This window comes from Rathayibacter tanaceti (genome assembly GCF_001634385.1).
GTDB lineage: Bacteria > Actinomycetota > Actinomycetes > Actinomycetales > Microbacteriaceae > Rathayibacter > Rathayibacter tanaceti.
The window spans coordinates 51,553-69,070 of record NZ_LIIN01000002.1; the positions used below are offsets into that span (position 1 = coordinate 51,553).

Here is a 17,518-nt window from a genome sequence, read left to right on the forward strand (position 1 = left end):
TTCGTCTCTCCCGCTGAGCGATCCGGGCCAGCGTAGCCGCCCGAGCGCCGTCGCCCCGTTCACGGGAGCGCGCTCCAGTCGACCGGCTCCGCCCCGCGCTCGACGAGCAGCCGGTTCGCCCGGCTGAACGGCCGCGAGCCGAAGAATCCGCGCGAGGCCGAGAGGGGGCTCGGGTGCGCACTCTCGATGACGCCGGCATCGCCCAGCATCGGCCGGAGGGATGCCGCGTCGCGGCCCCAGAGGATCGCGACCAGCGGGCGGTCGCGCTCGGCGAGCGTGCGGATGGCGTGCTCGGTGACGACCTCCCAGCCGGCGCCGCGGTGCGAGGCGGGGGCTCCGGGAGCGACCGTCAGGACCCGGTTGAGCAACATGACTCCGCTCGTCGTCCAGCCGCTCAGGTCGCCGTGCTGCGGGGCGGTCACGCCGAGGTCGTCGTGCAGCTCCCGGTAGATGTTCTGGAGGCTCCGTGGCAGCGGGCGGACATGGCGCTCGACCGCGAACGAGAGCCCGATCGGATGCCCGGGGGTGGGGTACGGGTCCTGGCCGACGATCAGGACGCGCACGTCCTCGAGCGGAGCGGCGAACGCGCGCAGGACGTCACGTCCGGCGGGCAGGTAGGGGCGGCCCGCCGCGACCTCGGCACGCAGGAACTCCCCCATCGCCGCGATGTCCGGGCCGACGGGCGCGAGTGCGCGGGCCCAGCCCACGTCGATCAGACCGGCCGCCGCCAGCTCGCTCAGATCCACGGGGTCAACTCGCCGCGAGAGTGGCGACGACGACTCCGGAGTCGCCTCCGCTCACCCGCCAGACCGATCCGGCTCCGCCGACGCGGAGCGCCCCGGTGCCGACGATGAGCACGGTCGACTCGTCCAGCGCGACTCCGCCGTCGACCAGACCGGCCTCGACCGCGGCGACGAGGCGCCCGAGAGTGCCCCACTGCGCGGCGTGGACGTCGACCGACACATCGACGAGTCCGATGCCCTCGAGCACGGTCACCTCATCGAGCTCTTCGGCGGCGGCCTCCGGAGCGACCTGGACGCCGCCGATGCGGTGCCCGCCGACGATAGCGCGGTCGGCCGCGACGGCCGCCCCCGCCGAGAAGCCCGCATAGGGCACGCCGGAGGAGACGAGGTCGCGCAGGCGCGGGAAGCAGGACTCGAGGGCGTCGCGGTAGGCCGGGGTGAGGCCGCCGCCCACGAAGATCCCGTCGACGTCGTCGAAGACCGAGGGGTCGATCCGACCGCCCTCCGGCTTCAGCACCGCGAACGGGTCGAGCGGGCCGACGGAGGCGAGCAGAGCCGCGTAACCGGAGTAAGCCTCAGGACCGAGGCCGTCGTGCACGACGACGATCGCGATGCGCGGGCCCTCGATACGGCCCGCGTCGACAGCGTGGTCGCGTGCCTCCGCCAGGAACGCGGAGTAGAGCTGCTGCTCGTGCTCGGCGCCGCCTCCGATCAGGTGGACGCTCACTCGTCGTCCTCGGCGAGGGCTCCGTCCACCGGGGGCAGAGCCGACCAGGGGAAGACGATCCAGCGCGGGGTCCGGCGCCAGAAGAAGTCGGGCTCGAGGACCGTGCGCGGCTTGGTGTACAGGGTGACCGTACGCACCTCGGCGCCCATCGCGCGCAGGAGGTCCACCGAGAGCGCGAGAGTGTGGCCGGAGTCGGACACGTCGTCGACGAGGAGGATCCGCTTGCCGCGGACCGAGGCCTCGTCGAGCAGGGGCGGCAGCACGACGGGCTCGGCCAGACGCGCCTCGACGCCGGTGTAGAACTCGACGTTCAGCGCCCCGCAGCTCTTGATCCCGAGCGCGTACGCGACCGCTCCCGCGAGCAGGAGGCCGCCGCGCGCGATGGCGACGACCAGCTCCGGACGGTAGCCCGAGGCCACCACGTCATCGGCCAGGTGCCGCGCGGCGTCACCGAACTCGAGCCAGCCGAGCACCTCTTTCTCCGTGGCGGCGAGGAGGGCGGCGGAGTCGTCGGCGTCGGAAACCATGAGGGACAGGCTAGGGCGTCGCGGCCCTCCGCGTCACATCGTTCAGGCGCGGGGCGCCAACGGTCCTTTCGCCACCTTGTGCGGGGCGGCCTGGGCGACCGGTTTGATCGTGACGAGGTCGAGGTTCACGTGCGGGGGCAGCTCGACGGAGGAGACGATCGCGGCCGCGATGTCCTCGGCGACCAGCGGCTCGGGCACCTCGGCGTAGACGGCGTCGGCGCGGGCTCGATCGCCGCCGAAACGCACGAGCGAGAACTCCTCGGTGTGCACCATCCCGGGGGCGATCTCGACCACGCGGATCGGCTCGCCCGCGAGCTCGAGCCGCAGGACGGCCACCAGCGCGTGGGCGGCGAACTTGGCGGCGTTGTAGCCGCCTCCGCCCTCGTAGGCGACGTGCCCTGCGATCGAGGTGACCGTCACGATGTCGGCGGAGGAGCCGGAATCGCGGACGCCTGCGCGCAGCAGCGGGAGCAGCGCGCTGGTGACGAGCTTGACCGAGAGCACGTTGATCTCGAACATCCGGCGCCAGTCCTCGGGGTCGGAGGCCTCGACCGAGTCCAGGCCGAGCGCCCCGCCCGCGTTGTTCACGAGCGCGTGCACCGGGCCGGAGGCGGCGAGGCTGTCGCGGAGCGCATCGACCTGCCGCGCATCGGTCAGGTCGGTGACGACGTACTCGGCGCCCGTCTCGGCGGCGAGCGCCTCAAGCCGGTCGCGTCGGCGCGCGACCGCGACGACCTCCCAGCCGCGCTCGCGGAACAGGCGGACCGTCGCCGCGCCGATCCCTGAACTCGCTCCTGTCACGACGACACGTCGATCCACGCCCGTCCCCTTTCCGTCAAGCCTCGGACACCACCGACTCCGTCGTCGCAGCCAACGCTAGTCTGGCCGCGTGCCGCACGCCGACCCGGCTCCCGCGACCTCCGGGACAGCCGTCCCTCCCCGACGCCGAGTCCCCCTCTGGGACAACGCGCGGTTCGTCTGCGTGACCCTGGTGGTGATCGGGCACGGGATCCAGCGGCTGACAGCGCACTCCGACACCTCGCTGATCGTCTACCTGACCATCTACGCGTTCCACATGCCGGCGTTCGCGATCATCTCGGGCTACTTCTCGAAGGGCGCCGCCCCGAACGCGCGGGCGATGCGCAGAGTGCTCACCGACATCCTGCTGCCGTACCTGATCATGGAGACGGTCTGGACCCTCGTGCAGTTCCTCGTCGAGGGCAAGCAGGAGTTCAACCCGACGAAGCCGAGCTGGACGCTGTGGTTCCTGCTCGCGCTGGGCATCTTCCGGCTGGTCCTCCCCTATCTCGCTCTGCTGCGCCGCCCACTGGTGATCAGCATCGTGCTGGCCGTCGGCGTCAGCTACTACGACAACGTCGACTCCACCTTCTCGCTGGCCCGCGCGATCGGGATCCTGCCCTTCTTCGTGTTCGGCTGGCGGCTGCGCGGCTGGACGAAGGGGTCGAGCGGCCTCGTCGACCGGTGGCTGGCGTCTCCGCCCTCGCGGGTGCTGCTCGCGCGGATCGTCGCCATCGCCCTCTTCGCCGTCACCGCCGTCGTCATGACGGTCAACATCGACGCGTTCCGCGCGGCGGACCTGCGCTACTGGTTCTTCTACGACCGCCCCTACGACGCGCTCGGCGAGACCCAGTGGTGGGCGGGCCTCGTCCGGCTCGCGCTGATGACGGCGGCCGTCGTGCTCTCCCTCGCGCTCGTCGTTCTGGTACCGCGCCGCCGCACCCCGCTGACCGCGTGGGGGCAGTCGACGATGTACGTCTATCTCCTGCACAGTTTCGTCCTCTACCCGCTGCGCGAGTCGGGGCTGCTCTCGAGCACAGAGAGCACGCTCGCGCTCGTGGTGATGGTGGTGTTCTGCACCGTCGTCTCGGTGCTGCTCTCGCTCGGCTGGACTCGCACGCTGTTCCATCGGCTGGTAGAGCCGCGGGCGGCGTGGCTGTTCGCTCCGACGACCGACGACCGACCGCAGCGAGCCGGCCGCGCGGATCCGACCGGCTCGAAACGCGATCGACCGCCCGAGCGGCCCTGATCGGGGTTACCCCGTGTGTCGGGCGTCCTCGCCGCCCGATCGGGCCGCGCGTACGCTCGTCGCGGCGGAGAAAGGCCTCCGTCCCCCCGACTCAGACGACCCGATGGGATGCATCATGACCGAGCCCGAGCAGTGGCAGTTCGAGACCAAGCAGATCCACTCGGGAGCCGCTCCGGACCCGGTGACCAAGGCCCGCGCGACGCCGATCTACCAGACCACCTCCTACGTGTTCGACAACGCGGCGCACGCGCAAAACCTCTTCGCGCTCGCAGAGCCCGGCAACATCTACACGCGCATCCAGAACCCGACCCAGGCTGTCGTCGAGGAGCGCCTCGCCGCGCTCGAGGGAGGTTCAGGCGCGCTGCTCCTCGCCTCCGGCCAGGCCGCGGAGACGGCGGCGGTGCTGAACATCGCGCAGGCCGGCGACCACCTTGTGTCGTCGTCGTCGATCTACGGCGGGACCTACAACCTCTTCAAGTACACCCTCGCGAAGCTGGGCATCGAGACGACCTTCGTCGAGAACCAGGACGACCAGGAGGAGTGGCGCCGCGCGATCCGACCGAACACGAAGCTGTTCTTCGCCGAGACCGTCGGGAACCCGAAGATCAACATCCTCGACATCCGTGCCGTCGCCGACGTGGCGCACGAGGCGGGCGTGCCGCTGATCGTCGACAACACGATCGCGACGCCCTACCTGATCCGCCCGTTCGAGCACGGTGCCGACATCATCGTGCACTCGGCGACCAAGTTCCTCGGTGGACACGGCACCGTCATCGGCGGCGCGATCGTCGACGGCGGGACCTTCGCGTGGAGCGCAAACGCTGCGAAGTTCCCGGGTCTCACCACACCGGACGAGTCCTACCACGGGGCCGTCTACACCGCGGCGGTCGGTGACTCCCTCGCGTACATCGTCAAGGCCCGCGTGCAGCTGCTGCGCGACCTCGGCGCCTCCATCGCACCGGCGAGCGCCTGGCAGCTGATCCAGGGCATCGAGACCCTCTCGCTGCGCGTCGAGCGCCACGTGCAGAACGCGCAGGAGATCGCGGAGTACCTCGAGAACCACTCCGACATCGCTACCGTGAACTACTCGGGCCTGCCGACGTCGCCGTGGTACGCGGCGGCGAACCACTACGCACCCCGGGGCGTCGGCGCCGTGCTGTCCTTCGAGCTCAAGGGCGGGGTAGACGCCGGACGCGCCTTCGTCGACTCCCTCACCCTCTTCTCGCACCTGGCGAATATCGGCGACGTCCGCTCGCTGGTCATCCACCCCGCCTCGACCACGCACTCGCAGCTCTCGCCCGAGCAGCAGCTCACCGCAGGCGTCACCCCGGGGCTGGTGCGCCTCTCGGTCGGCCTCGAGAACATCGACGACCTGCGCGCCGATCTCGACCACGCCCTCCATGCCGCACGCGCGGTCGTGGAGGCGTCGCGCGCCAACGCCTGACCCGGTGCCGCCGTCCGAGGAGGTCGCGGGCGGCGGCACGGCCGGAGCGGAGTGGGGGCCGCACGTCATACTCGCGGGCACGCCTCCGCTCTCTGACACGATGGGCACTGCTTATGGACTGGCAGCAGACACTCGAGGACACCGTTCCGTCCGCGTTCATCACCGAGCGTCAGCTCCGCTCGGTGATCGGCAAGCCACCCGCCACCGGCGCCTGGCGCGAAGGAGACCATCCGGGCGGTCGCCGCTTCGTCGACCTCGGCCCATTCGCCTTCGAGGCAGGCGGGCACCTCCCCCACGCGCGGATCGCCTACGAGACCTGGGGCGAGCTCTCGCCCGAGCGGGACAACGCCGTCCTAGTGCTGCACGCGCTGACCGGCGACTCTCACCTGCTCGGCCGCGGCGAGCCCGGTCACGCGACCGACGGCTGGTGGTCGGGCCTGGTCGGGCCCGGCCTCGTCATCGATACCGAGCGCTGGTTCGTCGTCGCGCCGAACATGCTCGGAGGCTGCCAGGGCTCCACCGGCCCCGCCTCCCTCGCCCCGGACGGGCACGAGTGGGGTGCCCGGTTCCCCTACACGAGCATCCGCGACCAGGTGCAGGCGCAGGTGCGTTTCAGCGACCTCCTCGGCATCCAGCGCTGGCACTCCGTCATCGGCGGCTCGATGGGAGGGATGCAGGCGCTGGAGTGGGGCATCGAGCACTCGGAGCGCGTCGCGCGGCTCGCGGTCCTCGCCGCTCCGCCACGGGCGACCGCCGACCAGATCGCGCTCAACTTCGTCCAGCTGGAGGCGATCCGCAACGACGCGGCGTACGCCGGCGGGGCCTATTACGACGCGGGCGACGGACAGGGTCCCTACCACGGTCTCGCTCTGGCCCGGAGGATGGCGCTGCTGAACTACCGCAGCCCCTCCGAGCTCAACGACCGCTTCGAGCGCAGCTGGCAGTCGGGGTTGAGCCCACTCGGAGGCGGCGGGCGGTTCGCGGTGGAGTCGTACCTCGACTTCCACGGCAACAAGTTCACGCGCCGCTTCGACGCGAACAGCTACATCACGCTCGTGGAGGCGATGAACTCCCACGACGTCGGCCGCGGCCGGGGCGGAGAGGCGGCCGCTCTCTCGCGGATCGTCAGCCCCACCCTGGTGCTCGGCATCGACAGCGACCGCTTGTTCCCCGTCGAGGGACAGCGGATCATCGCCGCGCACGCCCCGGGCGCCCTCGACGGGGGTGAGGTCGCGGTGATCACCTCGACCTTCGGTCACGACGGCTTCCTGATCGAGGACGACGCCGTCGGCGCCCACCTCGCCCGGCTGCTGGCGCATCCCGACGACGGCCGAAACGGCTGACCGCGGCGGGCACCACCCCACGCCCCGCGCCGCGCGCTCCGCGCCGCGCCGCAGCGGCACTGGCTATCGTGAACACGGGGCAGCCCAGCGCCGACGACCGGAGGGGGCCAGAGCGTGCCGATGATCCGCAGCGCTCGCGAGCGAGACCGGCTGCTGCGACACTCCGCGTGCGGGATCGGCCTGGTGACCGAGGCCGCAGCCCTGACGATGGTGCTCATCCCCGGCATCCTCGAAGCGGCGGCCGTCCCCTTCGCGGTCGCCCTGATCCTCGGGCTCGCCACCGCGCACATCGAGCTCGCGCGCTCCGGTCGGCGGGGCAGCCTCCTCGCCGTGGCGGTCGGAGGCCTGCTCCTCGGCGTCGGCCTCGCGCTCGGGCTCGCGCCGGGGAGCGACTTCGCGGGGTTCGTCCTGGTCAACACCGCGAACGCCATCACCGCCAGCGTCGCCGTGGTCGTGACCACCAGCGTGCGCCGCCTCGCCCTGCTCCTGCCCGTGCTCCTGGTGAGCGTGATCCCCTCGGCCCTCGTGTCCAGCGACACGGCGATGCCGACGGTCGTGGTGCAGAGCCTGCTGCCGTGGGGCACGCTGGGCTGCTTCGCCCTCTGGATCAGCAGCGCCGTACCGCTCGTCATCCGTCGCATCGACAGCATCGGCACTGCCCACCGGGTCGAGCGCCAAGCGAGCGAGATGGAGGCGCAGCGTCGCCAGGGCGCGCGGCTCCTGCACGACACGGTGCTCGCCACGCTCACCCTCCTCGCGCACTCGGGTCGCGGAGTCTCGGTCGAGGCGCTCCGGCAGCAGGCGGCACAGGACGCCCGCCTCCTCCGCCAGCTGCGGCTCGGCGGGACCCCGACTCCCAGCGCCTCGGGCTCCTACCAGCTGACCAGCGTCACGACGGCTCCCGCTGCCCACACCCTCGAGGCCGTCCGCCACCGATTCGGCCGGATGGGCCTGAGGTGATCTGGCACGGCTCGGGCACGGTGGCGCTGACGGGCGTCGCGCTCGACTCCTTCGTGCTCGCGCTGGCCGAGTGCCTCGAGAACGTGCGGCGGCACTCCGGCGTCAGCTCCGCCGATGTCACGATCACCGAGGACGAGGACACCGTGCGAGCGATGGTCACCGATGCGGGCGCGGGTTTCGACATCGAGTCGGTCCCGCACTCGAAGCTGGGTTTCACGGAGTCGGTCGTGGCCCGCCTCAGCGACGTCGGCGGCCGCACCCGCCTGTTCAGCGCCCCCGGTTCGGGCACGACCGTGGTCCTCGAGGTGCCGAAGTGAGCGCGCTCCCCGATCTGCCTGCACCGCTGCTCGGAGAGGGCGGACCCGGCACGGGCAGGGGCCGCTCCACTCGCGCCGCACGGTCGGCGCGACGCCAGCAGGAGGGACTCGGCACGAACTACCTCGGCAGCGGCCTGAACGGCATCGCCGCCGCAATCATGGCCTACGAGCTGCTGATCTTCCTGACCACCGCCGGCCGTTACGCCGAGCCCCGGCTCACGGCGATCTCCTGGGTGGTGGTCGTCGCCGCCTTCTGCTCGACGCTGCTCGCCGTCCAGATCGGCGGGCGACGTCTGCACACTCCGGTGTACCTCTGCTTCCTGGTCGGCGCCGGCACGGCGGTCGCGCTCGACCTGATCGCGGTGACCGACTCCGGGTCCGCCCGCACTGCGCCGACCGCCGCGGTGGCCGCAGCTGTCGCGCACTCCGCTCTGATCGTGCACCGGCGGGGAGTCGAGATCCTCGCTGTCGGAGGCCTCATCGCGATCGCCGAAGTCATCGCCTTCTGCGCGATGGAGTCCGGGGGCCCAGCGGCACTCGCGGTGCGGATCAGCGCGCTCGTCGTCACTCTCGCACCCGCTGTGGTCGTCGTCGTGATGATGCGCGGTTTCCGCCGGATGGTGCGCATCGAGATCGACCGCGCCCTCGTCGAGAGCGCAACGCTCGGGCCGCGCTACGCGGTGGGGATGCTCGCCTCCGAAGAGCTGGCACGCCTCGACCTCGCCGCCGAACGCCTCCTCACCCAGGTCGGGGACGGCTCCGTGCCGTTGCCGCTCGACGCGCAGCGCGCCGCCCACGCCACCTCGCTGGCCACGCAGCTCCGCCTCCACCTGATCGAGGGCCGGCGCGAGACCTGGCTGCACCACGCCGTCGTCGAGTCGGAGCTGCTGGCTCCCCTCATCGATCTGGACGACCCCGACGGCGCCGCAGGGCTGCTGGCCCAGCATCAGCGCGACGGACTGCTCTCGGCGGTCTGGCTGATCGCCGACAGCGCGACGGGGCTCGCGCTGGTCCTGCACATCGAGACCGGGATCGCGCGCGACCGCGGGTCCGAGTCGGCGGGGCGGCGTCTGCTCGTGCCGATCACCCTCCGCTCATCGGGCGCGCCCCTGCGCGGGGTCGATCCGGCGACGTGGGAGGCTATCGCTCGGGTCGGCGTCTTCCGCGACAACTCCCGCGACGGAGAGCTGCGCATCGAGATCGACTGCCTGGTCGAGAACCCGGTCGACCGGTGAGCAGCCGCAGAGACGCCCCGACGACAGCCGAGTAGAAGGACACCGATGACCCCCACCGCCGATTCGAAGATCACCCTCGCGGTCGTCGACGACCACAAGATGCTCCTCGGCGCACTCACGGAGTGGATCCGCGGGGCCGCGTCCGACATCCAGCTCGTCGCCGCCGTCGCCTCCTGGCCCGAGCTGCTCACGCACCCCGAGTTCCCCGTCGATGTCGTCCTGCTCGACCTCGATCTCAAGGACAACATCCCGATCTCGGTGAAGCTCTCGACTCTGAAGACCACCGGGGTGAAGACCGTGCTGATGAGCACGTACTCCGAACCCGCCGTGGTGCGCGAGGCGCTGGCCTCCGGAGCGCTCGGCTACCTGGTCAAGACGGAGGACGCCGACATGATCGTCGAGGCGATCCGGGCGGCCAAGGACGGCCACTCCTACATCTCTCACGAGCTCGACATGGCCCTCTCGACGGGCGACTCCGACGGGGCGCCCAAGCTGAGCGCTCAGGAGCGTCGAGTGATGGCGCTCTACGGCGGTGGCGAGCCGGTCAAGTCCGTCGCGTTCGAGCTCGGCATCTCGGAGGAGACCGCCAAGTCGTACCTCAAGCGCATCCGCGAGAAGTACCGCGTGGTCGGCATCGACGTGGGAACCAAGGTCGCCCTGCGCAAGCGCGCCATCCAGGATGGGATCCTGATCGAGACGGACTGAGCCCCCCTCCCTGGCCATCACCCGGGCGGGACGGCGGCGGGAGACGTCAGGGGGCCAGGACGTCAAGGGGCCAGGACGGCGACCGTCATTCCGGGAGTGACGGAGGAGCGATCCATGGCGGTGAGTGCGGACGGCAGGGCATCGAAAGTGATGAGCTGGCCGACCGAGTCGGCGGGCCGGAGGCGGCCCGCGACGATGTCGTCGAGCATCGCGGTGTAGCCGCCGCGGGCGATGCCGTGACTGCCGAGCAGCTCGAGCTCCTGCGCGATGACGCGGCCGAGGGGGACCGCCGGGGCCGCCTCCGCACCCAGGAGCAGGCCGACCTGCACGTGGCGCCCGCGCGGCCTCAGCACCGCGATCGAGGTCTCCGAGGTTGCCCTGCTCCCGACGGCGTCGATGCCGACGTGCGCTCCACCGCCGGTCGCCTCTCGGACCGCGGCTACGACACCCTCACCGGCGACGACGGTGAGTGCGCCGAGCGCAGCGGCGGCCTCGAGGGCCGCGACAGAGACATCGACGGCGATCACCCGAGCACCCGCCGCCAGGGCGACGATCACCGCCGACAGGCCCACTCCGCCACAGCCGAACACGGCCACCCACTCGCCCGCGGCGACCCGGCCACGCACGTGCAGCGCGTGGTAAGCGGTCCCGAAGCGGCAGCCGAGTCCTGCCGCCTCGATGAAGCCGACAGCGTCGGGGAGCGGAACCAGGTTCAGATCCGCGCGAGGCACCACCAGCGCCTCAGCGTGCGAACCATCGAGCGTGAACCCCGGCTGTTGCTGCCGGAGGCACACCTGCGTCGCACCCGCGAGGCACTGTTCGCAGACCCCGCAGGCGAACACGAACGGGGCCGTCACCCGGTCGCCGACGGCGAAGTGCCCCACCTCTGCGCCGACCTCCGCGACTGTCCCGGCGAACTCGTGCCCGGGGATCTGGGGAGGGACGACCGAGTCGTCGTGCCCCTTCCATGCGTGCCAATCGCTCCGGCACACCCCTGTCGCGGCGACACGGACCACGACCCCGTCGGCGGGGCAGACGGGATCGGGGACCTCGACGATCTCGGGGACGGCGCCGAAGGACCGGTAGCTGACTGCGCGCATGACGCGATCCTTCCAGAACTCGGCGTCGATTCTCCGGAGCGGACGCCTACAGGGCGTTGACAGGGATGCCCTTGGTGCCGGGAGCCGCCGGCTCGCGGTGGACCGGGTAGACGGTTCCGCGCACACGGTCGATGGCGATGCTGGTCAGCGCCAGGGCGATCCCCGCGGCGGTCAGACCGACTCCGACCCACAGGGGCGAGAGGTAGCCCAGGCCCGCCGCAATGACCAGACCGCCCAGCGCCGCACCCAGCGAATTGCCGATGTTGAGCGCGGAATGGTTGAGTGCTGCGGCGATCGTCTGACTGTCGCGCGCCACATCCATCAGCCTGGTCTGGATCGCGGGCGAGGCCGCCGCCGAGAACCCCGCCGCGAGGAACGTGAACACGATCAGGCCGACCACCGTCGTCGCGGACAGCGCCAGACCGACCAGCGAGACGCCCACTCCGACGAAGAGCACGACCAGGGCACGCCGCACGTCACGGTCCGCTGCCCAGCCTCCGACGAGGTTGCCGACCGTCATCCCCAGGCCGATCACCACCAGGATCCACGGCACCGCGCCCAGCGGCAGCCCCGTCACCTCGGTCGAGAGCGGTGAGATGTAGCTGTACATCGCGAACAGGCCGCCGAAGCCGACCGCGCCGACGAGCAGCGTCATCCAGACCTGCAGCCGTCCGAAGGCCCGCAGCTCGGAGCGCATCGTGGCAGCGGGGTTGCCCGGCTGGTGCGGCACGAGCACCTGGACAGCGATCACGGTGAGCGCGAAGAGCGCGGCCACCACCAGGTAGGCGACGCGCCAGCCCGCCACCTGGCCCACCCAGGTGATCGCGGGGACGCCAACCACGTTGGCGATCGTCAGTCCCGAGAGCACGAAGGCGACCCCCTTGCCGCGCTTGCCCGGCCCCATCAGGTCGGCCGCCACGAGGGAGGCGATACCGAAGTAAGCCCCGTGCGGCAGCGCGGCGACGAAGCGGGCGATGAGCACGAGCGGGAAGCTCGGCAGGAGCGCCGACCCGATCGTGCCGATCGTGAAGGCGACCAGCAGCGTGAGGAGGAGGCGCTTGCGCGGCCAGCGGGCCGCCGCAGCCGCAATGGTCGGGGCGCCGACGACCACGCCGAGGGCGTAGGCCGAGATCAGCATTCCGGCCTGCGAGACGGCCAGCTCCGGGTCCTCCGCTGAGACCCCGGGCAGGAGGTCCGCCGCCAGCTGGGGCAGGAGCCCCATCGCGACGAACTCGGTGGAGCCGATGCCGAATCCTCCCATGGCGAGGGCGAGCAGGGCGAGACGGGTGCGGGCCGGCGAGAGTGTCACCGGTCAAGGCTACTCGGGATCCGATCGATGTCGAATCGATTCGAGAGGGCGTCCACGGAGAGGGGGCGGTCGCCTCCGATCGACCCGACGACGGGGAGCCGCTACTCCCCCAGGGCGCGATCGAGGCGCTCGAGCTTGCCGTCGAGCTCGCCCGAGAAGCCGGGGCGGATATCGGCCTTCAGCACGAGTGAGACCCGCGTTCCGAAGGCGCCGACCGCCTCGGTCGCCCGCTTGACCACGTCGAACACCTCGTCCCAGTCACCCTCGATCTCGGTGAACATCGAGGTCGTGCGGTGGGGCAGTCCACTCTCGCGGACGATGCGGACGGCGGCGGCGACGGCGACGTGCACCGAGGCGTCGGGAGCTTCGCCCCCGGAAGGAGCGACCGAGAAAGCGACGAGCATGGGAGCCTCCCTGACTGCGCCGCCGCGTCTCGGCCGCGCAGTCCGAGCCTACGAGGACCGCGACCGGTCACCTACGACCCCTGGGCCGCCCGCCTACGACCCCTGGGCCGCCACGCGGATCGCCCCGCTGCCGGTCGCGGCAGGAAGGCCGGCCGTGTCGAGTGCACGGGGCGAGCCCACCCGCCACAGCTCGCGCACGAGCCAGCCCAGGAGGACGACGAGCACGACGTTGCGCGCGGTGAGTAAGAGAACCATCCACCAGTGCGACCAGAGCAGGAACAGGTAGAGGTAGGGATAGACGACCTGCGTCAGCGCCGCCGTGAGCAGCGTGAGCTTCGCCGGGCGGTCGAAGGAGCCGTCGAGGCAGGCGATGAGACCCGCGATCACGGGCGGTGCGAGCCAGACGATGTACTGCGGGGAGAGCACCTTGTTGGCATCGATGAACACGACGACGAAGGTCAGCGCGAGGAGCGGGAACAGCCTGGTCGCTCCGCCCGTCGGGCGAGCGCCCGAAGGCCGAGCAGGGCCACGCCCAGCATCGCCAGCGCGAGCAGCGGAGTCATCAGGCTCGCCGCGAACTCGGTACCCGGCCCGTGCATCTCGAAGGTGTTGATGTCGGCGGCGTAGTAGACGTAGCTGCCGGTTCCGGGGACGACCGACAGCCACATCCACGGCGTGCTGACGACGGCCTCGATCTGGAGGCCGCGGTCGGTCTGGTCGGTGACGAAGCTGAAGACCTGGTCGCCGCCTCCGACGAGGACCACCGCGACGACGATCACGGCGGACGTGACCGCGGGAACGATCACCGTCCGCACCCGGCCGCGGAGCACGAGCAGCGCGGCGGCGAGGATCGCGGCCGGCCAGACCTTGATCCACGTTCCGATCGTGAGCAGGAACGCGGCGGCACCGGGCCGGGTCGCGGCCCACAGCATGCCTGCGATGGCGGGCGGTGCGGTGAAGGCGTCGATGCGGCCGACCGCGATCGGGCCGAGGAGGACAAGGAAGAGCAGCCACCAGCGCGCAGCGGCCAGACTCGGCCGCGAGCGCCCCCGCAGGAGCAGAGCGAAGGCTGCTGCGTCGGCGAGGGTCACCAGGACGAGCCACATCAGGTCGTAGCCGCCCGCGCCGAAGAGCCACGAAGCGGACATCGGCGCCCAGGCCAGGATCGGGTACACCCAGCCGGTGTCGATGCCGGCGATCCCGCCGCCCTCGACGGCCGTCCTCATCCACTCCTTGTAGACGATGCTGACATCGCCCATCGGCAGCCCCGGCGCGAAGAGCGCCAGCAGCGAGAGCAGGACGTGCACGAGGGCGAAGCTGCCCCAGAGCACGGCGGCCGAGTCGCGGTTCTCGCGCAGCCGGTCGAGGGGGCGGGCGGACGCGCGGGGAGGGGAGGACGGCACCGCGTCAGTGTAATCGGATGGCTGAACCGGACCCTGGCAGGGGCTGTGCCTTGCTGAGAGTGTCAGTACCCCGGGAAGGCGTCGGTGCGGATGCGCTTGGCACCCGCTCCGCGCAGAGCGCCGCGGACGGCGTCGACGAATGACGGTGAGCCGGAGACGTAGCCGACCCGACGGCCCGCGTCCGGGACCGCGTCCGCCAGCACCTCGGCGGTCAGCCGGCCGGTCACGTGCGACCATCCATCCGGCAGTGAGGAGGGCGTCTCCCGCGAGCGAAGAACGACGCGCGCGCCGGACTCCTCGAGCAGGTCGCGGTAGGCGACGTCCTCGAGGCTCGGAGCGGCGACCACGACGACCACGTCGCGCCGTGGCCCCTCGGCGAGGGAGCGCAGCTGGCTGGCGAACGGGGTGATCCCGATGCCGCCCGCTACGAGCAGCAGGGGGACGGAGGGGTCGGTCGGCAGCACGAAGTCGCCACCGATGCTGGTCGCGCGGAGAGTGCTGCCGGGCTCGAGCGCCGCCAGAGTGCGCTTGAAGCTGCTCGCCTTCTCGGGCATCCGCAGGGCGATCGCGATCTCGCCCTCGCGGGGAGCGGAGGAGACGGAGAACGTGCGACGACTCCCCCGCCGGTCGGCGCGGTGCGGCAGGTCGAGCTCGAGCCACTGGCCGGGCTCGAAGTGGAGCGGCACCGACGAGCGGAAGCGGTACTCGGCGATGCCGGGCGCGAGGGTCCTGCTTGAGGTCAGCTGGAGCGCGTGACTCCGGCGCTGACGGTAGGCGAACGCGAAGGCGAGCGCGTTGCCGACCACGAGTCCGAGCTCCGGAGAGGCGTAGAGAACGCCGAGGTGGAACGGGACGCTGGCGAGCAGGGCCGCGACGACCGCGATGATCAGCTGCTGCGACCTGCGGGGCGCGAGCGTCAGCGGCTCGGTGAGCATGAACGCTCCCGCGAAGACGAAGGGGTACGCCGTGAGGACCGACGTGAGCGCGGCGCCCAGCTCCAGGCCGCCCTGGAGGGACTGCTGCACCGACACCGCGCTCGCCACGACGACGAAGACCACGAAGACGGCCCAGCGGCGCACCCGTGCGACCACGAGGAGGGAGCCGACGAGGACCCACGGCCACATCACGCCGGTCGGGAGCACCCAGGCCGCAGCGGTGAGCGAGCCGGCGAGCGGAGTATCGGCCAGAAGCCCCTGCACCAGAGCGACCAGGAGAACCGCGACCGCAGCGGGATTGAAGAGGTGCCGGCCCCGCCACACCAGGACGTACTTGGAGACCGCGGCGACGACTCCGACGAGCGCGACGACGAGGAGCGCCTGCGGCTCCGAGGTCGGGAAGAGCAGGAAGGCGATCAGGAGTCCGGTGATGATCGACGACTCGAGGTGCGCGGGTCTGCGCACGAGTCGCGAGACGGCGTAGGTGGCTCCGACCGTCGCGACGACAGCGATGGCCGCCGTGGCGATGATCTCGAGCGGGGAGAAGAAGATCAGCCCCGCTGCGGAGTAGCAGACGGCGACCAGGAGGAGCGCGGTGAGCGTCGTCCAGACCAGTCTGTAGGTGGTGACGCGACCGAGGGCGCGATCGAGGGTGCCGATCATCGGAAGACCTCTCCGGGGAAGGAAGGCGAGTAATGGAGGGTGCCGTCGCTGCGGACTCGGACGAACTCGAAGTCGAAGCGGTCGGCGAGGGTCTCGGGCGGGCAGACGAACAGCGCGGTCGCCAGTCCGTCGGCCACCAGGGCGGTGTCGGCCACGACCCAGGTCGCGACGATCGTCTCGACCGGACGGCCGGACCGGCCGTCGAGGACGTGGTGCAGGCCGTCGGCCCAGGCGCGGCGGTTGCTCGCGGAGCCGCAGAGCGCGCGTTCACCGGGAACGGCCACGCCGATGGCGCGAGTGGGGTCGTAGGGGTGCTCGAGGCCGACCCGGAAGGGGCCCGCTCCGCGACCCCGGAGGTCGCCTCCGGCGTCGACGATCGCCCGTTCAATTCCGGCCGAGGCGAGCTCGTCGAGCACGAGGTCGACGAGCTGCCCCTTGCCGGCGGCTCCGACGTCGAGCACCACGCTCGCGTCAGTGCGCACCACCGTCGGTCCTCCCGTGCGGGCCGCGCTCCAAGACGGAGCAGGAGCGGCGGGCCCACGCGGGACGAGGCTGTAAGCGGGGTCGTAGCCGAGCTCTTCGAGTGCGTCGCCGACGAACGGGGTCACCCCTCCTCCGGTCGCCTCGTCGAGCACGTCGTAGAGGGTGAAGAGCTCCTCGGCCTCGGCCGGGAACACATGCTCACCCGTCTCGATCCGGAGGCGTGAGACCAGCGAATCGGCGCGGAAGCGCGACCAGGTGCGGTCGTAGTCCTCGATGCGCGCCGAGATCCTCGCGCGGTCGTCGTCTCCGAGCGGATCGACGGTGTCGAGCTGCCAGGACGTGCCGATCGCCTCGAACCGCCAGGCGTGCCCGAGCACGCTCACGGCATCAGCCGTGGCATCTGCCTTGATGGTCTCGACGGCCTCGTTGAAGCCGGTCGCGGTGAGCGAGGAGCCGGACACCTTCGAGACGTCGATCTCGTCGAGCGACTTGCCGACGACCTCACCCGAGATACCGCTCGCGAAGCGCTCCTGGTACTGCTGGCCGGTCGGGTTCTCGGATTCGGGCGTGACGGTCACCTCGGTGATGACGCCGTCGGCGAGGGTGAGCGAGACGCCGACCTTCTCGTTGCCGCCGGGCGAGGTGTAGGCACCCTCGGCCTCGTAGCTGCCGTCGGTGTAGCTGCCGGTGCCCGCAGCGTCGCCGGCGGCTCCGGTGGCGGTGGGGGTCGGGCTCGTGGCCGAGGTCGGCGCGGTGGTGGTCGTGTCGGCGGAGTCGTCTCCGGCGGTGGCGGTGCTCGAGCACGCCGCGAGGGCGGCGAGTGTGCCGGCACCGGCGAGCAGGGTGAGGGCGTAGCGGGTCGTGGTCTTCGCGGTCATGTCTGTACTCCTGGTTGGGGCGGACGCGGCGGATCCGACGGTAGAGGCGCTCTCGACGAGCGTTCGATGAGGCGGCTGTGCGAATCCGGTGAGGCACCGGAGACGCGGGAGCGCCGCTTCTCCCGGGACAACGACAGAGGAACCGAGACGGTTCACCCCTGAGGCTGAGCGATTCCTGAGAGAGTCACCAGAGGAGTCGGGCGACGACTCCCGACAGGTGCTCGGCGATGTCGAGTGCGGCGATCGGTCCACCGCGGGAGGCGGAGCGGCCGGCCTCCGCGTGCAGGACCGCGGC

Annotated in this window: 18 protein-coding genes; 7 read left to right on the forward strand and 11 right to left on the reverse strand. The window is 71.4% G+C overall.

The window, feature by feature from the left end:
- Positions 1 to 59 precede the first annotated feature (59 nt).
- The 4 genes from ACH61_RS00560 to ACH61_RS00575 are packed head-to-tail and all read right to left on the reverse strand — an operon-like array spanning position 60 to position 2,816.
- Positions 60 to 746 (reverse strand): uracil-DNA glycosylase, encoded by a 687-nt coding sequence (locus ACH61_RS00560; RefSeq protein ID WP_068207254.1) that lies wholly within the window; start codon positions 744 to 746, stop codon positions 60 to 62.
- Positions 747 to 750: 4 nt separating this feature from the next.
- The gene (locus ACH61_RS00565; protein ID WP_068207257.1) at positions 751 to 1,470 is read right to left on the reverse strand and encodes a Type 1 glutamine amidotransferase-like domain-containing protein; all 720 of its coding nucleotides are present in this window, start codon (positions 1,468 to 1,470) and stop codon (positions 751 to 753) included.
- Positions 1,467 to 1,997: a phosphoribosyltransferase gene (locus tag ACH61_RS00570; protein WP_068207261.1), complete on the reverse strand. Its 531-nt coding sequence runs from the start codon at positions 1,995 to 1,997 to the stop codon at positions 1,467 to 1,469. Before ACH61_RS00570 ends, ACH61_RS00565 begins: the two co-directional genes overlap by 4 nt.
- Before the next feature lie 42 nt (positions 1,998 to 2,039).
- On the reverse strand, positions 2,040 to 2,816 hold the full coding sequence (locus ACH61_RS00575; protein WP_068207264.1) for an SDR family NAD(P)-dependent oxidoreductase: 777 nt from the start codon (positions 2,814 to 2,816) through the stop codon (positions 2,040 to 2,042).
- Positions 2,817 to 2,886: 70 nt separating this feature from the next.
- Between ACH61_RS00575 and ACH61_RS00580 the strand changes: the two genes are divergently transcribed.
- The 7 genes from ACH61_RS00580 (at position 2,887) to ACH61_RS00605 (ending at position 10,048) form a co-directional block, all read left to right on the forward strand.
- A complete protein-coding gene (locus ACH61_RS00580) occupies positions 2,887 to 4,044 on the forward strand; it encodes an acyltransferase family protein (protein ID WP_068207267.1) in 1,158 nt (385 codons plus the stop codon).
- A gap of 115 nt (positions 4,045 to 4,159) precedes the next feature.
- On the forward strand, positions 4,160 to 5,488 hold the full coding sequence (locus ACH61_RS00585) for a bifunctional o-acetylhomoserine/o-acetylserine sulfhydrylase (RefSeq protein WP_068207320.1): 1,329 nt from the start codon (positions 4,160 to 4,162) through the stop codon (positions 5,486 to 5,488).
- Positions 5,489 to 5,601: 113 nt separating this feature from the next.
- Positions 5,602 to 6,831, forward strand: coding sequence for a homoserine O-acetyltransferase MetX (metX, locus tag ACH61_RS00590; RefSeq protein WP_068207270.1), 1,230 nt, complete (start codon positions 5,602 to 5,604; stop codon positions 6,829 to 6,831).
- Positions 6,832 to 6,951: 120 nt separating this feature from the next.
- Entirely contained in the window at positions 6,952 to 7,791 is an 840-nt protein-coding gene (locus ACH61_RS00595; RefSeq protein ID WP_236713473.1) for a histidine kinase, read from the forward strand.
- Positions 7,788 to 8,108: a sensor histidine kinase gene (locus tag ACH61_RS18045; protein ID WP_236713474.1), complete on the forward strand. Its 321-nt coding sequence runs from the start codon at positions 7,788 to 7,790 to the stop codon at positions 8,106 to 8,108. Before ACH61_RS00595 ends, ACH61_RS18045 begins: the two co-directional genes overlap by 4 nt.
- A complete protein-coding gene (locus ACH61_RS00600; protein ID WP_068207273.1) occupies positions 8,105 to 9,343 on the forward strand; it encodes a hypothetical protein in 1,239 nt (412 codons plus the stop codon). Before ACH61_RS18045 ends, ACH61_RS00600 begins: the two co-directional genes overlap by 4 nt.
- A 45-nt stretch (positions 9,344 to 9,388) precedes the next feature.
- Positions 9,389 to 10,048 (forward strand): response regulator transcription factor, encoded by a 660-nt coding sequence (locus ACH61_RS00605; RefSeq protein ID WP_068207276.1) that lies wholly within the window; start codon positions 9,389 to 9,391, stop codon positions 10,046 to 10,048.
- A gap of 62 nt (positions 10,049 to 10,110) precedes the next feature.
- On the opposite strand, the gene ACH61_RS00610 is transcribed toward ACH61_RS00605, so the two are convergent.
- From ACH61_RS00610 to ACH61_RS18920, 7 genes are all read right to left on the reverse strand, one after another.
- On the reverse strand, positions 10,111 to 11,148 hold the full coding sequence (locus tag ACH61_RS00610; protein WP_068207278.1) for an alcohol dehydrogenase catalytic domain-containing protein: 1,038 nt from the start codon (positions 11,146 to 11,148) through the stop codon (positions 10,111 to 10,113).
- A 46-nt stretch (positions 11,149 to 11,194) separates the two neighbouring features.
- Positions 11,195 to 12,409: an MFS transporter gene (locus ACH61_RS00615; RefSeq protein ID WP_068207323.1), complete on the reverse strand. Its 1,215-nt coding sequence runs from the start codon at positions 12,407 to 12,409 to the stop codon at positions 11,195 to 11,197.
- A 149-nt stretch (positions 12,410 to 12,558) separates the two neighbouring features.
- Entirely contained in the window at positions 12,559 to 12,861 is a 303-nt protein-coding gene (locus tag ACH61_RS00620; RefSeq protein ID WP_068207281.1) for a thiamine-binding protein, read from the reverse strand.
- A 93-nt stretch (positions 12,862 to 12,954) separates the two neighbouring features.
- Positions 12,955 to 13,308: a hypothetical protein gene (locus ACH61_RS15925; protein ID WP_082844902.1), complete on the reverse strand. Its 354-nt coding sequence runs from the start codon at positions 13,306 to 13,308 to the stop codon at positions 12,955 to 12,957.
- A gap of 11 nt (positions 13,309 to 13,319) precedes the next feature.
- Entirely contained in the window at positions 13,320 to 14,264 is a 945-nt protein-coding gene (locus ACH61_RS00625; protein ID WP_082844903.1) for a glycosyltransferase 87 family protein, read from the reverse strand.
- A 62-nt stretch (positions 14,265 to 14,326) separates the two neighbouring features.
- Positions 14,327 to 15,862 (reverse strand): FAD-dependent oxidoreductase, encoded by a 1,536-nt coding sequence (locus tag ACH61_RS00630; RefSeq protein WP_068207284.1) that lies wholly within the window; start codon positions 15,860 to 15,862, stop codon positions 14,327 to 14,329.
- Positions 15,859 to 17,223, reverse strand: coding sequence for an FAD:protein FMN transferase (locus ACH61_RS18920; protein WP_330220112.1), 1,365 nt, complete (start codon positions 17,221 to 17,223; stop codon positions 15,859 to 15,861). Before ACH61_RS18920 ends, ACH61_RS00630 begins: the two co-directional genes overlap by 4 nt.
- Positions 17,224 to 17,518 lie beyond the last annotated feature (295 nt).